Here is a 14,850-nt window from a genome sequence, read left to right as displayed (position 1 = left end):
TGAAAAGAAATTGGTAAAAAAGGCAGAACCATCGTTTATTCAGCCTTTTGATTATATCTTGCCGGAGCCATTTCGAGAAGAAATTATAGAAAGGATTATAGACAATGCTATTTCGAATATTCTTTTAAGAGAAAAAAACCATCATCTTCAGAAGAAGTATCGAGAACTCGAACAAAACTTTAAAGCAGTAAATAAGATTGGCGCTGCACTTTCTTCTGAAAGAAATTATGACAAACTATTAACGCTTATATTAAAAAAATGCAGAGAAATATCATCAGCCGATGCTGGAAGCCTATACCTTGTAGAAAAGAAAAATGGAAAAAGCTTTCTTCGTTTTAAACTTGCCCAAAATGACACACTTTCCTTGGAAAGTGTTTTAGACCAAAAATTGCCTCTCAACAAGGAAAGTCTTGCCGGATATGTGGCTGTCACAGGCAAAGCGCTCAATATAAAAGATGTTTATTCCATTCATCACAATTCGCCCTATTCCTTCAACAAAAGTTTTGATGAAAAAACGGGTTATAGAACAAAATCAATGATAGTTGTGCCGATGAAAAATCATTTAGATGAAATAACAGGGGTACTGCAACTCATTAACCGAAAAAGAGATTTCAAAAAAAAATTGTTGAGACCCGAAATCATTAAAAGAGAAGTCATCCCCTTCTCAAAGGAATGTCAGGAAGTAGTAAACTCCCTTGCAAGCCAAGCAGCTATATCAATAGAAAACAATGTTCTATATAAAAATATTGAAAACCTTTTTGAAGGCTTCGTGAAAGCTTCCGTTACAGCCATTGAACAACGAGACCCTACGACTTCGGGTCATTCAGAAAGAGTTGCTATTCTTACGGTCCGTCTTGCAGAAATAATAAACAACTTGGACAGGGGGAAATATAAAGACATCTACTTCAGTGATGACGAAATCAAAGAGCTTAGATATGCTACGCTTTTACACGACTTTGGCAAAGTTGGAGTACGAGAAAATGTTCTTGTAAAGGCTAAAAAACTCTATCCACTCGAAATTGAAATCATCAAACAACGTTTTGACTACATAAAAAAATCAATAGAAAAAGATTATGCAGAAAGAAAGGCGGAATTTTTCAAAAAAAATCCGAATAAAACAGAATCGGATTTCATTAATAGAATCAATTATAAGATGCAAAAAGACATTGAACAATTAGACTATTATTTTAATCTCATAAAACAAGCAGATGAACCTACAATACTTCCAGAAGAAAATTCAGCAGAACTGGCTAAATTGGTGAACAAAAAATATGTAGGTGCAGATGGTAAGGAAACCACAATCTTATCAGAAAGAGAATTCCATTTTTTGAGCATCAAGAAAGGTTCGCTCACTGAAGAAGAAAGAAAAGAGATTGAATCCCATGTAACTCATACCTTCAATTTTTTGAGTAAAATCCCGTGGACAAAGGAATTGAAAGGAATTCCAGATATAGCATACAGCCATCACGAAAAATTAGACGGCGGCGGTTATCCGCGAGGAATCAATTACAGGCAAATACCCTTTCAATCACGACTAATTACAATCTCAGACATTTATGATGCTCTTACTGCGGCTGACAGGCCTTACAAAAAAGCAGTTGTTGTGGATAAGGCATTAGATATTCTTCTAAATGAGGCAAAGGATAAAAAGCTCGACCTTTATTTGGTCAGGTTATTTATCGACGCAAAAGTTTACGAATCGGTAAAAGATTACAAATTCAAAAAGATTATATGACTTAAACTATTCAGCTTTCTTTATCTTAAAACAACATTCACTGTCGCCTGAAGGCATATGTTTCAGTCTTTCCCATTTCCCTATTTTATATTTTTCTCCGTATTTGCAATCCATATCGCAAACAATGTTACAGGGCTCCGGAAGCTTATGTTTTTTTGTCGCTTCCCAATGAGGGCAATATTCTAAATGTTCATACCACGCAGGACCATCATCCTCTTCTTTCTCCTCAATCCAGATTTTCCATCCCATTGCGGGAAACATCTGAACCTCCAGTCTCATTATATCTCCTAAATCCATACCTTTAAGTTTCCCCAATCGACTCTTAAAATTTGCTTCATAGACCCTGTCATAAACTTCCATTGCCTTTTCTTCACCATAAGCAGCTACAAGATTCTTATAAAGAAGCGGAAGTTTCAAAGAACATCTTTCAATGAGCATTTCTCTTTGTTGTTCCCATGGGAAATCTTTACCAATTATCTTTTCCATTTCCTTTCCCTCAGATTAATAAAAAGTTTTTGGCTTCAAACAAATTATTCCTTCCATTCCCTGATTTTGAAAACACATTCCTCTGCGCCGTCGCCCATTCGTGATATTATTTCCCATCTTCCTCTCTTATCTTTTATTGCAAGCTCAACATCATAGTTGCATAAAAAATCGCAGGGTATCTCAGGAGTATTCATCTTGCGTGCCATATCGAGAAAGGGGCATTTTGTAAGATGCTCGTAATATGTTGTTTCACCATCTTCCTCAACTTCATCAATAGTCAATTCAAATCCCAACATAGGAAAGCTTGTCAACTCTCTTCTCATCAACTCCCCAACTGGTAATTTTCCTCCCGGGAAATTTTTTCTTATTCTTTTTATTCCTTCGTCATAAAGTTTCTTAAAAACTTCTTCTCCCTTTTCATCGCCAAGTATTTTTTTCAAATCAAAATAAAGATTTATCCTTTCTGCTGCTAATGCTTGACATAACCTTTTCCATCTTTCTTCAACTGGAGTTGGCGGGGGTGAAGGCAGTTTCATTTTTTATCCTCCCAATTAAACATTGAATTGAATTCCGACTGATTGCTCAATCGATTTTTTTCATTAAAAATGGTTAGCATAAGGACAAACAATTGTCAATGAATGGTAAAAAAGTGGCAGCCACTGAATAGCTGCCACCTCGTAATTTATTCAACAAATTTCTTTGTTTTTTTGAAATAGCTATCTATAGATTATTATCATTACCATCTCCATTATCATTCTCATTACCGTCATTTCCGCCATTATTGTTGTTTCCCTCTTCTTCATTTTTAACTTCTACTTTAAGGGCAGAAAGTTTCCCATTGATAAAAACTGTTTTCATATTCACGAATTGCCCTGCGCTGAGGTCTGAAAATGAACCCAATGTGTCATTAATTTCTATCTTCGTATCAGGGGTTATTGCAATAACAATTCCATCAACAACTATTTCGTTGTTTGATTTTATAATTTTGTCAATAATCCCCTTTACTTCTTCGGCATCTTTTTCGTCTTCACTTTCCTGGCTCTCGACTTTAATTTTTGTGGCAACAAGTTTGTTATCTGTCAAGAGGACATCAACTTCCACTTTTTGTCCGATAGCCAAATCTGAAAAGCTAGCTATACTATCATTAACCCTGATTTCAGTGTCATTGTTTATGAAAATCGCTTTGCCATCTACAACTATTGATTTGGCAATTTCATTCTTTTGTGTAATCAGCCCATTCAAATCATCCTCATTCTCGCTCTTTTTCTTATTTTTAACTTCTATTTCTGTTGCATAGAAGAGGTCCCCATCAATATAATATTTGACTTCTACAAACTTGCCTGCAGACAAATCTGAAAAGCTTCCATCTGTTTTATTGCCATTGGCATCCTTGATCACGATTTTCGCAGTATCACTGACAATTATGTCAATGTCATTCACCGTTATAGTATTTGTGACAATTACTGTTCCCGTGATAGTAGTAGTATCTGTAACTGTCAGAGGATTGGTGATTACTCCTTCTATCTTTGGAAGTTCGTCTTCCGAAAAATCTTCAGGAATCTTATCATCGCTTAATATCCCTTTGTCCTTATAGAGAAGAATTATATCATTATTTACATCAATAAAATCATCATCTACCTTAATAAGGTCATCAATGTCATTCTTACCTGACGCTTCGATTGAATCTTTTATAGTTTCCAAGATCTTTTCATAGTCATTTTCAGGATCTTCAGGATCTAATTTTGACTTTACAAAATCAATGTTGAGAGTATCAATGCCCAAAGCTTTCTCTAAAGCATCCTTTGCTTTTTCAAACTCTCCGTCGAAATCAGCAACAGTTTCCTTTATCTTCTTGATATCATCCGAATAATCATCATCGCTTACACTGCCACCATTCTTGACAATAAAACTTTCGACTGCCTTGTCAGTTAAAGGTGTTACATTTGCAATCTTTGAATCTCCTGAAGCAATACTATATAACGGTTTTTCACCTTCAGGTGTCACTTTCACAAGGAAGGGAGGTTCATATTTTTTCTTCTTGATTTTGACAAGATAAGAACCATCGTTTTCTGTTGTATCATTTCCTACGATTTCCCCAATGCTGTTTATTACTTCAACCGGCGCTCCTGCAATCGGCAATCCTGTTGCAGCAACACCCTTTATTTTTGCACTCTTCTTCTTTATCTTCTTATCTTTGATGATAATCTTTGCAGTAGCCGTTTTTGAAGAATCTTCCTTGCTCTCAGCTCTTATAATTACTGTTGATGGATTCGGAGGAAGGTCAGGAGCTTCATATACAGCTTTTCTTCCGCCTTTTTTCGAGGTTATCGTTCCCACTGCATCATTTCCACCTAAAAGACCGTTGACATACCAAAGGGCTCCTTTCTTTACCTTCCCTTTTGATTTAACGACAAATTTTAAATCTATTTTTTTGCTTGCTTGTATTTTCGCCTTTGAAGGAACAATGGAGGCTTTCTTTATTGCCTTTGCTTTGCTAAAATTTGGCAGAAAAGCAAAAATTGTTAAAATTAAAAAAAATGTCAGAATTTTTTTGCTTTGGTTTTTCATTTTTTTCCTCCTTTTAAATTTAAAAAAATATATAAAAAAACCTCTTTCCCGGATTTACCGAGAAAGAGGTACTGTTATCTCTTTTTTTCGGCAACCCGGCCGTCCCTCCTGGACCCGTTGGCTTTGTGCCCCCTGCTTCCACAGGGTTTACCTTTTTCGAAAAAAAATTAACTCAATTTCTCAATTATCTAATCAATAATAAAATATTCTGATTTGTCAAGTAAGGATGCTTTTACTGAGCCAAAATATCCTTCAAATCCTCTTCAGGTGTGGTTATCAATTTTAGGTCAAATTTATCTTGTAATACCTTAAAAACATTCTCGCTAACAAAAGCAGGCGGTGTAGGTCCCAATCTCATCCCTTTGATATCAAGAGAAAGAAGTGTAAGGAGAATTGCAACAGCTTTCTGTTCAAACCATGACAAAATCAAAGAGAGAGGCAAATCATTCACTCCACACTTGAATGCATCTGCTAATGCAACTGCCACTTGAATGGCGCTATATGCATTATTGCATTGTCCTATGTCAATCAACCTTGGTATATCTCCTATAGTACCAAAATCCTTTTTGTTAAAGCGGTATTTTCCGCAAGCAAGAGTCAATATGATACAGTCTTGCGGTATTCTTTCAGCAATTTCTGTGTAATAATTTCGTCCTGTCTTTGCACCATCACAACCGCCAATAAGGAAGAAATGTTTTACCTTACCAGATTTGACAGCATCAATCACTTTGTCAGCAATCCCCAAGATTGCACTGTGATGGAAACCGGTCATTATCTTCTTTCCCGGAGCTTCAGGCAAAGGCTTTGTCTGAAGTGTTTTTTCAATAAGTTTCGAAAAATCGTGGCCTTCAATGTGATTTTCTCTGTTGACGGAAGCTACACCTGTCGTAAATAATCTGTCACTGTAACTTTCTTTAGGAATCTGCACACAATTTGTTGTTACGAGTATCGTTCCCGGAAATTCGGCAAATTCCTTTACTTGGTCTTGCCATGCACCGCCATAATTTCCTACAAGATGTTCATATTTACGAAGTTCAGGATATCCATGAGCTGGAAGCATTTCCGAATGGGTGTACACATTGATACCTTTCCCCTCAGTCTGTTTCAAAAGCTCTTCAAGGTCTGGCAAATCATGTCCTGTCACGAGAATCCCATAGCCTTCTTTAGTCCCCGTTTCCACTTCAACAGGTGTGGGCGCTCCATACCTCTCTACATAAGCTTTGTCCAACATTTCCATTACCTTGAGATTCATCTGTCCGCATTTCAATGCCATATTGATATGGTCTTCAAGATCAAAATTGACATTTGTCACCGTCGTGTAAAGCGCCTCATGCATAAAAGCATCTACTTCGGGATCAACTTTCCCAACTTTTCTTGCTGCCCACGCATATGCAGAAATTCCTTTTAATCCATAGAGAAGAATTTCTTGTAAGGACTGAATATCGGCATTTTTGCCACAGACTCCCGCCACAGTACAACCTGTACCTTTAGCTGTTTGTTCACATTGATTACAAAACATTTCAAATCCTCCCATAAAAAATTATTTTTTCTGATAGTTATTAGTTAATTCAAATTGAAAGATTGTTGTATGACATAAGTCATAATTACATCTTTTTATTTCTTCTTCCCTCAGATTAGGCTTTATCCTTTCACTAAAGAAAGGGAATATCAACAAAAAAAAATCCCTCTTCCAATTTTATGAAGAGGGATTTATTTAACCTAAGTTTCTTATATGAAAGAGTGCTAATTCTTTCTTTTTGACAGGACAGATTCAAGAGATTGGACAAATGCTTCAACTACATATTTTTGATATTTTCCAACAGGGACACCATTATAAATTACAGTCGTATTATTCTGTTTAAACTGCCTCGTATAAGGGACTGACCAGTCAGGATAATCTATTGGTTCTTCAATATCATAATCATCAAAGCCCTGATAATTCTTCATTGCGTGATGCATAAGGGTATCTGAATTTTCAGCAAAAAACTCTATCGGCAGCCCTATACAGTAATCAAAACCATCATTGATAGCATTCCAATATGCCCTGTTAGTGCTTAAATATTTTTCATTTGGGTCCCAAATGGGGTCAGCAAATTCATCCTGACAAATTACAACCCTTGTTTTACTGAAATTGTATTTTCCAACCAACTCCTTGACTTCCTCATAAAGCTTATCTCTATAAGGTGGTGCCTGCTTAAGCCATGCTTCCCAAGGGAAAGCATCCCATGGCATTCCATGACAGGTTACAGCAACCATCACACTGCTTCCTTCTGGCAAAGTATCAAGACGGTCTTTCAGCATTTCGAGAAATGCCTGACGCAATGGTTGAAAATCTCCCATTTGAGGAGCCATAATTATCTTTATCTTTTTACCCGGATGTTCCTTTTCCCATTCTTCAACATATTCAAAAATATGCCGAAAGCTCGAGTTGAAATCCTCAAAATGTGAATATATCCCCATTGGTGATGAAGCAATCAAAGTATCGATGCCTTGGTCAAGAATTTCAAAGAGTTTTTTTCTCATATTCCAATATATAAGCCCTGTCTCCCAGCCGCAAACGACATCATTATATTTGGATTTTATAATCTCAAATCCCTTTTCAAGCATCTCTTTCGTCTGCTGCCAGTGAGGAAGTTTTCGTTGTTTAATTCCATGTCCGTAATAATAGAGTCTTGATTTATTAGCAACCTTTCCACAGAGAGAAGGCTCTCCTGAAAGGCGTCCTGTATATAAAAAATATCCATGGTCAAGATAAATGCGGGATGAGGGAGGCATCCATTTTACCTTTCCCTGCTTATACAACTCGATATAGGGCACCCCGTCCCTATCACAGTCATTGCCAAAAGCATCTTCTAAATGAGTTGGAGTAAATTCCTCTCGGGCGTGAGTATTGTTCGGGTCAAGAAGGGCAATCCCTTTATCCCTCATTGTGAGAATATTGATAGGCCAGGGAATTACTACTTTGTTTATCTTTTTAATAATATTGTGAAAGAAAGCATGGCTATGGTTTTCAGGCATAATGAGCCCTGTGACAAAAATTCCCACTTTACCTACAGGAGTAGTATCCTGTTTCAAAAAGACTTCATAAAGATCCGGTTTTGGAGGCCTGTTTTTATACTTAATGAGAGCATAAGCTCCTCCTACCAAAAGTACAAGCACTATGAGAATTCCTAAAAGAATATTCATCAATTTACCTCCCTCATTTAATTGACTTTCAGTCGATATAAAAAAAATGTTCTAAATAGAACATTGATTTGAAAATGTTCAGTATAATATTTAGATAAAAGATACAATATATAAACAGTAAAATTTTTGTAAAGAATGTAAAATTTTTACTATTATTTTATAGGTTGACTCTCTGATTACGCATTTCTTCAATTCCACCCTGATACCTATAAAGCCTGTAATAAATTCCCTTTCTTTTCAACAGCTCTTCATGACTTCCCAATTCTCTGAGTTCTCCATGATGCATTACAGCAATCCTGTCAGCATACCTTACTGTTGAAAGCCGATGTGCAATCACAATAGATGTTCTTCCTTTCAATAATTCTTTCAACCCCTCCTGAATAAGATGTTCTGTCTCTGCATCAATATTTGAAGTAGCTTCGTCGAGGATAAGAATATGAGGATTAAATGTCAAAACACGGGCAAAGGATAGAAGCTGTTTTTCCCCGCTTGAAAAATTATTCCCTCTTTCAGAAACTGATTCTTTCAGTCCTAATTTTAATTTTTCTATCACTCTGTCTGCTCTTGCCTTTCTAATGTTCTCAATCAGCTCTTTTTCTGTAACAGAATTATTCGACAGTCGTATATTTTCCTCAATATTTCCCGCAAAAAGGAAAATATCTTGAGGAACTACTCCAATATTTTTTCTAATCCACTGTCTGCTCAAATGACTGATATCTACATCATCGATTAGAATAGTCCCTTCATCAGGCTCATAGAAACGCAAGAGCAATTTCAAAAGTGTTGATTTCCCGGCTCCAGTGGCACCTACTATAGCTACTTTTTCTCCAGGCTGAATCGTAAGCGAAAAGTTTTTAATAACCCGCTCTCCTTTATTATAGGAAAAGGAAATATTTTTAAATTCTATTTTCCCTTTGAGTGATTCAACCTTACTTACGCCTTTTGACAAATCCTCTTCTTCTTCATCAAAAAGCTTCAAAATCCTTTCCGAAGCAGCCATTGCCTGCTGCATAATAGCATACTTGGCAGATAAATCTCGGATAGGCACAAAAAACTTCTGAAGATATTCAAGGAAAGCAACCAATACACCGAATGTAAGAGTTTTTTGGAGGATCTGACCGCCTCCATACCAAATTATAATTGCAACACCAATTGACCCTATCAATTCAACAGATGCATATAGAAAGGAATCATAAAAAACAGAAGAAATATTGGCTTGTCTAAGCTCTCTGTTATAGTTTTGAAATTCATTAAAATTTCTCTTTTCTCTTCTAAATAACCTAACTATTTCAATTCCGGAAAGATTCTCTTCCAAATAAGAATTAACCAATGCCGTTTTAGTGCGGATATTTCTATATGCCTTCCTTCCTTTTATTCTGAAAAAAGCCGCTATTACAGCAAGAAAAGGAATTACCAATAAAGTCACCAATGCAAGTTTGACATTCAGAAGAAGCATAGCAATCATTATTCCGCAAAGCATAAAGGCATCGCCTATAAATGAAGCTAAACCAGAAGTAAACATTTCATTTAAGGCTTCTACATCAGAAGTAAGACGAGTTACCACTCTGCCAACAGGATTTTTATCAAAAAAAGATAGCGGAAGACGCTGCATATGAGAAAAGAGCTTAGTCCTCAAGTCGAGAATAATCCTTTGTCCTGATAATTGAAGTAAATACTGTTGAAGAAAGGTTACTAAATATTGGCCTATCAATGCGCAGAAGAAAATTGCGGCAATCAGGTTAAGACCTTCAAGCTTCCCCCGTGAAATGTTTTCATCGATTGCAGTTTTGATTAAATAGGGCTGCAACAACTGTAATCCTGCAACGAGAGGCAGAAGCGAAATTGAAAATATAATAAGCCACTTATGAGGAGAGATGAAAAGCCAAAGCCGTTTTATAATTTTAGAATCATATGCCTTACCTAAATCGCCTTCCTCCAAAAAAACACTTCCTCTTCCATGAGCACCAGGCATTTAAAGTTCCTCCATCTCTTCGAAAATAGCCTGCCTATTGTAAAGGCGAAAGTAGCTTTCCCCTTTAGCCATCAATTCATTGTGTGTGCCTATTTCAGTTATCCTCCCATCTTCTATAACGGCTATCCTGTCTGCATATTTCAGTGGTGATATCCGATGTGTAATAATTATCGATGTTTTCTTTTCAAGAATATCCTTGATATTGCTTAAAATATTCTTTTCCGTATGAGTATCTACACTCGAAAGTGAATCGTCCAAAACTATTATTTCAGGATCGCAAACAAGCATACGGGCAATCGTTAACCTTTGTCTTTGCCCTCCTGAGAGAGTAATTCCTCTCTCTCCAACTTCGGTTTCCAGCTTTTTAGGAAAGAGCTCCACTTCTTTCATAAAATCAGACAGTTTCAGTGCTCTTTTCAATAAATCATCATTTTTAGATGCATCTCCCTCCAGTCCATATGCAACGTTTTCCCGAATTGTATTGTGGAATATAAATCCTTCCTGCGGAACATATCCAATTGTCTTTCTCAATGAATCAAAAGAGAGTTTCGATATATCCTTTCCTCCAATGAAGATTGTATCAGGTGGAACTTCGAGAAGTCGTGTAAGAAGCTTTGCAAAGGTTGTTTTTCCTGAACCTGTGGGACCTACAATAGCTAAGGTTTCTCCTTCCTCAATTGTAAGGTTTATATCTTTCAACACTTTTTGCGTATTGCCATTTTCATTCCTGCTATCATAGGAAAAGGAAAGGTTTTTAACTTCAATATCACCTGATAGTTTCTCATCACAGGATGACTCCGTACTTTCTTCCAAAATAGGAGCAGTAAGGACATCACAAACCCTTTCAAAGGATGAAAGTCCTCTTTGAATAAGAGTAAAAATCCATCCCAATGCAATTGATGGCCATATCAACATTCCAAGATAGCTGTTGAAAGCAACAAAATCTCCAAGAGTGATTTCCTTATTTATCACCATTTCTCCGCCTTTCCAGAGCACAATTAGTGTGCCTATCCCTCCAAGCATTCCCATCAATGGGAATATTAATCCCATATACTTAACCATTCTGATTCGGGCATTGTAATAATGGCGGCTTATATCATAAAATCTTCTATCACCGGCATCTTCCTGCACAAAAGCTTTGACTGTTTGCACGCCGCTGACGCTTTCCTGCACCATTGAACTTATTTCACCCAATCTTTCCTGTGTTTCTTTTGAAATAAGATACATCTTCGGAGTAACTTTCTTCACAACAATGATGATAAAGGGCAGAGGAATAAAAGAATAGAAAGTCAATGTTAGGCTAAGCTTGAGCATAGCAAAAAGAGCAACGATATATGTAAAACCAGTGCTGATGATTGTAAGGAAACCGAAACCAATAAACATTTTTATTGTATTAAGGTCATTTGATGCTCTTGATATAAGGTCTCCAGTACGAAATTTAATCAATGAAGAAGGCGATAGTTTCAATAGGCGTTCAAAAAGCTCTTCCCGCAAATCATACTCTATATATCTGGCAGCACCAAAAAGAAATAGCCTTGAAACTATACGAAATACAAAACCTCCAATAGCAAGGGACATAATCAAGAGGGCGTAATAAAAAATTGAATGTTGGGCATTGTCAATATCTTTCAAAGCTTCTATGGCAATCTTCAATATCCATGGTATGAGAAGTGTAGCGCCATCAAAAACTATGACGGCAACAATGCCGCCAACAAACCACCACAAATATCTTTTTAAGACTGATAAAAGTTTTCTATAGTATTCTCTTTTCATAACCTCTCTGAAAGCTAAAATTGAAAAGTTAACTATTTTCTATATTAATTTTTACATTTATTCAAACAATTGTATTTCAAAGAAAAATTTCAGATAGAGCCGAGGTTTTCGTTAATGAGCCAAACTAAGAGTAATCAGAGAAATCTCTTTCTTGACAATAACAAATTGTTCATAATAAAAGCCCTTTGTATTTTTATGAACTCATTATAAAAGAAAGATTTTTATGGATATAGATAAAATTGCAATTATTGGCTGTGGTTTAATTGGAGGGTCAATTGCGCATTCAATCAAAAAGCATCATCCTCAAAAGAAAATTATAGCATTTGATATTGATAAAAAAACATTAGATTATGTCGCCAGAGAAAATTTAGCAGATGAAGCCATCAATATCGAAAAAGATAAAAAAATAGATCTACTTAGAAGTTGTAAAATTGTTGTTGTCGCAACACCTGTACATTTAATTTCTGACACTATCTCTAAAATATTGCCGCATCTTTCAGAAAATTCAGTTGTAACAGATACAGGAAGCGCTAAAAGTGCAATAGTAAAATTCGTTAAAAAAAATTGCGGTTCTGAAGCGCCCTTCATAGGCAGCCATCCTATCGCCGGCATGGAAGAGAAAGGAATCGAGTATTCAGACAGCGCAATATTAGAAGGTAAAAGAGTGATAATAACTCCATTAAAAGAAAGCAAAAAGAAATCTCTTCTTACTATAAAAAATTTTTGGGAAAAAATCGGGATGAAAACGGTTTTAATGTCGCCTGAAGAACATGATAGATTGATTGCTTATACAAGCCATTTCCCTCATCTTGCAGTTTATCTTCTTATGAATACTTTAGAATATAGAGGGGCAAAAAATAGCAACTTATGGAAATGCATTGGACCCGGTTTTAAAGACTTTACAAGAATTGCAAAAAGCAGTCCCCAGTTGTGGACAGATATCATTCTACTCAACAAAAAAGAAGTCTTGAAGGTTTCATCAGAATTCAAAAAGCAAATGAACAAGATTGAGGCTCTAATAAAATCATCAGAAAAAAAAGAGATCGAAGAATATTTCCTGAAAGCCCAAAAAAGGAGAAAAAGGATCAAATAAAATAAGGTTATGACTTCAACATCAAAAAAGCTCAAAGGGAAAATCAATAGTCTCTCAGGTGAAATAACCATCCCGGGAGACAAATCAATAACTCATAGGGCAATTATATTCTCTTCCATTGCTGAGGGGAAATCAAAAATCGATGGAATTTCTCTTGGAGCCGACTGCATTTCAACTATCAATGCATTCAGGGCAATGGGAATAAAAATTGAGATAAAGAAAAATCGAGCTGTTGTAGAAGGGAAAGGTATTAACGGTCTCAATGAGCCGGCAGATGTCATCGATGCTGGCAATTCAGGCACCACTATACGGCTTCTCACAGGCCTTTTGGCAGGCCAAAAGTTTTTATCAATAATCACCGGCGATTCTTCTCTTAGGAGAAGACCAATGGCTCGAATCATAAAACCCTTGAAATTGATGGGGGCAAACATTACAGCAAGGGCAAACAATACTTTAGCACCTATTGTTATAAAAGGAAGAAAACTGCATTCTATAAAATATTCCCTTCCCATATCGAGTGCGCAGGTAAAAACAGCAATAATTCTCGCCGCATTGCAAGCAGAGGGAATCACAGAAATCATAGAGCCTTCAAAATCGAGGGACCACACAGAAAGGATGCTTAAGTATTTTGGAGGCAATATAAAAGTTTCAGGCAGGCATATTTTTGTCAAAAAAAATGAAACACCTTTCAAAGCAAGAGACTTTTCAATTCCCGGAGACTTTTCCTCTGCAGCTTTTTTCATTGCGGCTGCCACATTAATAGAAAATGCAAAATTGATTATAAGGGGAGTAGGAATCAACAGGACACGTACAGGATTTCTTCAAGCATTAAGAAAAATGGGGGGAAACTTTAAGATTATAAATCGCACATCAAAATGTGGAGAGCCGTGCGCTGATATAGTGGTTGAAGCTTCTAAGCTAAAAGCCATGAGGTTTCCTAAAAGTCTTGTCCCCTTTACTATTGACGAATTTCCAATAATCTTTGTTCTTGCCTCTTTGGCAGAAGGCACAAGTGTCTTTGAAGGCATAAAAGAGCTTCGATACAAAGAAAGTGACAGGATTTCTGTAATGGCAAAAGGCTTATCAAATATGGGTGTTGAGGTATCTGAAGGAGATGACTGGATTAAAATTAAAGGGGCAAAAAAACTCAAAGGGGCTCTTATTGAAAGCAATGGGGACCACAGGATTGCAATGTCATTCAGCATTGCAGCACTCTGTGCTGAAGGGACTACAACAATCAAAGATGCGGGCTGTATAAATATATCGTTCCCTCAGTTTTACAGCCTTTTAAGAAAAATAACGGCAGGAAGATAACATGGCAGAAAAAAAAAGATTGATAATAGCTCTCGATGGCCCTGCTGGGGCTGGGAAAAGCACTCTGGCAAAAGAAATAGCATTAAAACTTGGCTACATCTATATCGACACAGGAGCGCTATACAGAACCATAGCATATTTGGCAATTAGAAAAAAGATAGACCTAAATTCTGAAAAAGAATTGACAGAATTAGCATTAAATACTACGGTATCACTGAAATACACACCAGAGGGTATTGAAATCAAAGCAAATGGGGAAGATGTTTCTTCTAAAATCAGAAGTCGTGAAGTTTCGATGGGAGCTTCAAAAGTTTCGTCCTTCGAGGGCGTTAGAAAAGCTCTTCTTGACATTCAGCGAAATTTAGGTAAAAACGGCGGTGTTGTAATGGATGGCAGGGATATTGGGACAGTTATCTTTCCAGATGCAGATGTAAAATTTTTTATTGATGCATCAGTTGAAGAAAGAGCAAGAAGAAGGCTGAAAGACCATATTGCCCAAGGTGAAAAAACAACATTAGATGCTTTGATTGAAGAAATAAAAAAAAGGGATAAAGACGATTCTACACGAAAACATGCACCCTTGAAAAAAGCTGAAGATGCGATATATATTGACACAACAGGCAGAAATGTGTCAGAAATTGTGGACGAACTTTTAAAATATATTGAAAAAAAACTTTGCAGTCAAAAAACTGCAAAAAAATAATAGGATAGGAGGTTATAAAA

At 36.4% G+C, this 14,850-nt stretch carries 11 protein-coding genes and 1 riboswitch; of the genes, 4 read left to right on the top strand and 7 right to left on the bottom strand.

Annotated features, from left to right (window positions below; genetic code table 11):
* Positions 1 to 10: 10 nt before the first annotated feature.
* Entirely contained in the window at positions 11 to 1,735 is a 1,725-nt protein-coding gene (locus D6734_01905) for a GAF domain-containing protein (protein RMF97585.1), read from the top strand.
* Between the two features lie 6 nt (positions 1,736 to 1,741).
* Here D6734_01905 and D6734_01900 read toward each other — a convergent pair whose 3' ends face one another.
* The 7 genes from D6734_01900 to D6734_01870 all read right to left on the bottom strand — a co-directional run bounded on the left by D6734_01900 (position 1,742) and on the right by D6734_01870 (position 11,720).
* Positions 1,742 to 2,221 carry a hypothetical protein gene (locus tag D6734_01900; protein RMF97584.1) on the bottom strand — a complete coding sequence of 160 codons (480 nt, stop codon included), beginning with the start codon at positions 2,219 to 2,221 and terminating at the stop codon, positions 1,742 to 1,744.
* A 44-nt stretch (positions 2,222 to 2,265) separates the two neighbouring features.
* Positions 2,266 to 2,757 carry a hypothetical protein gene (locus D6734_01895; GenBank protein ID RMF97583.1) on the bottom strand — a complete coding sequence of 164 codons (492 nt, stop codon included), beginning with the start codon at positions 2,755 to 2,757 and terminating at the stop codon, positions 2,266 to 2,268.
* Positions 2,758 to 2,941: 184 nt separating this feature from the next.
* Positions 2,942 to 4,789 (bottom strand): hypothetical protein, encoded by a 1,848-nt coding sequence (locus D6734_01890; protein RMF97582.1) that lies wholly within the window; start codon positions 4,787 to 4,789, stop codon positions 2,942 to 2,944.
* Between the two features lie 86 nt (positions 4,790 to 4,875).
* A riboswitch (cyclic di-GMP riboswitch) is annotated at positions 4,876 to 4,951 on the bottom strand.
* A gap of 70 nt (positions 4,952 to 5,021) precedes the next feature.
* Positions 5,022 to 6,308: a hydroxylamine reductase gene (locus D6734_01885; GenBank protein RMF97581.1), complete on the bottom strand. Its 1,287-nt coding sequence runs from the start codon at positions 6,306 to 6,308 to the stop codon at positions 5,022 to 5,024.
* Positions 6,309 to 6,532: 224 nt separating this feature from the next.
* Positions 6,533 to 7,975 (bottom strand): hypothetical protein, encoded by a 1,443-nt coding sequence (locus D6734_01880; protein RMF97580.1) that lies wholly within the window; start codon positions 7,973 to 7,975, stop codon positions 6,533 to 6,535.
* A 157-nt stretch (positions 7,976 to 8,132) separates the two neighbouring features.
* A complete protein-coding gene (locus D6734_01875) occupies positions 8,133 to 9,947 on the bottom strand; it encodes an ABC transporter ATP-binding protein (protein RMF97579.1) in 1,815 nt (604 codons plus the stop codon).
* The gene (locus tag D6734_01870) at positions 9,948 to 11,720 is read right to left on the bottom strand and encodes an ABC transporter ATP-binding protein (protein ID RMF97578.1); all 1,773 of its coding nucleotides are present in this window, start codon (positions 11,718 to 11,720) and stop codon (positions 9,948 to 9,950) included.
* A 223-nt stretch (positions 11,721 to 11,943) separates the two neighbouring features.
* Here D6734_01870 and D6734_01865 point away from each other — a divergent pair, with 223 nt between their 5' ends.
* From D6734_01865 to cmk, 3 genes are read left to right on the top strand one after another with little or no spacing between them, the layout of a single operon-like run.
* Positions 11,944 to 12,813, top strand: a complete 870-nt coding sequence (locus D6734_01865; protein RMF97577.1) for a prephenate dehydrogenase — start codon at positions 11,944 to 11,946, stop codon at positions 12,811 to 12,813.
* 9 nt (positions 12,814 to 12,822) lie between these two features.
* A complete protein-coding gene (aroA, locus tag D6734_01860; protein RMF97576.1) occupies positions 12,823 to 14,127 on the top strand; it encodes a 3-phosphoshikimate 1-carboxyvinyltransferase in 1,305 nt (434 codons plus the stop codon).
* Position 14,128: 1 nt separating this feature from the next.
* Positions 14,129 to 14,830 carry a (d)CMP kinase gene (cmk, locus tag D6734_01855; protein ID RMF97575.1) on the top strand — a complete coding sequence of 234 codons (702 nt, stop codon included), beginning with the start codon at positions 14,129 to 14,131 and terminating at the stop codon, positions 14,828 to 14,830.
* Positions 14,831 to 14,850: the final 20 nt, after the last annotated feature.

Source organism: Candidatus Schekmanbacteria bacterium (genome assembly GCA_003695725.1).
In the GTDB taxonomy this organism is placed as follows: Bacteria; Schekmanbacteria; GWA2-38-11; order GWA2-38-11; family J061; genus J061.
This window is presented reverse-complemented; position numbering and strand designations above follow the sequence as displayed.

Bases quoted from the DNA above. Each gene is read 5' to 3' on its own strand.
- D6734_01900 (RMF97584.1), bottom strand. From the start codon at position 2,221: ATGGAAAAGATAATTGGTAAAGATTTCCCATGGGAACAACAAAGAGAA.
- aroA (RMF97576.1), top strand. From the start codon at position 12,823: ATGACTTCAACATCAAAAAAGCTCAAAGGGAAAATCAATAGTCTCTCA.
- D6734_01890 (RMF97582.1), bottom strand. From the start codon at position 4,789: ATGAAAAACCAAAGCAAAAAAATTCTGACATTTTTTTTAATTTTAACA.
- D6734_01880 (RMF97580.1), bottom strand. From the start codon at position 7,975: ATGAATATTCTTTTAGGAATTCTCATAGTGCTTGTACTTTTGGTAGGA.
- cmk (RMF97575.1), top strand. From the start codon at position 14,129: ATGGCAGAAAAAAAAAGATTGATAATAGCTCTCGATGGCCCTGCTGGG.
- D6734_01885 (RMF97581.1), bottom strand. From the start codon at position 6,308: ATGTTTTGTAATCAATGTGAACAAACAGCTAAAGGTACAGGTTGTACT.
- D6734_01865 (RMF97577.1), top strand. From the start codon at position 11,944: ATGGATATAGATAAAATTGCAATTATTGGCTGTGGTTTAATTGGAGGG.
- D6734_01895 (RMF97583.1), bottom strand. From the start codon at position 2,757: ATGAAACTGCCTTCACCCCCGCCAACTCCAGTTGAAGAAAGATGGAAA.
- D6734_01875 (RMF97579.1), bottom strand. From the start codon at position 9,947: ATGCCTGGTGCTCATGGAAGAGGAAGTGTTTTTTTGGAGGAAGGCGAT.
- D6734_01870 (RMF97578.1), bottom strand. From the start codon at position 11,720: ATGAAAAGAGAATACTATAGAAAACTTTTATCAGTCTTAAAAAGATAT.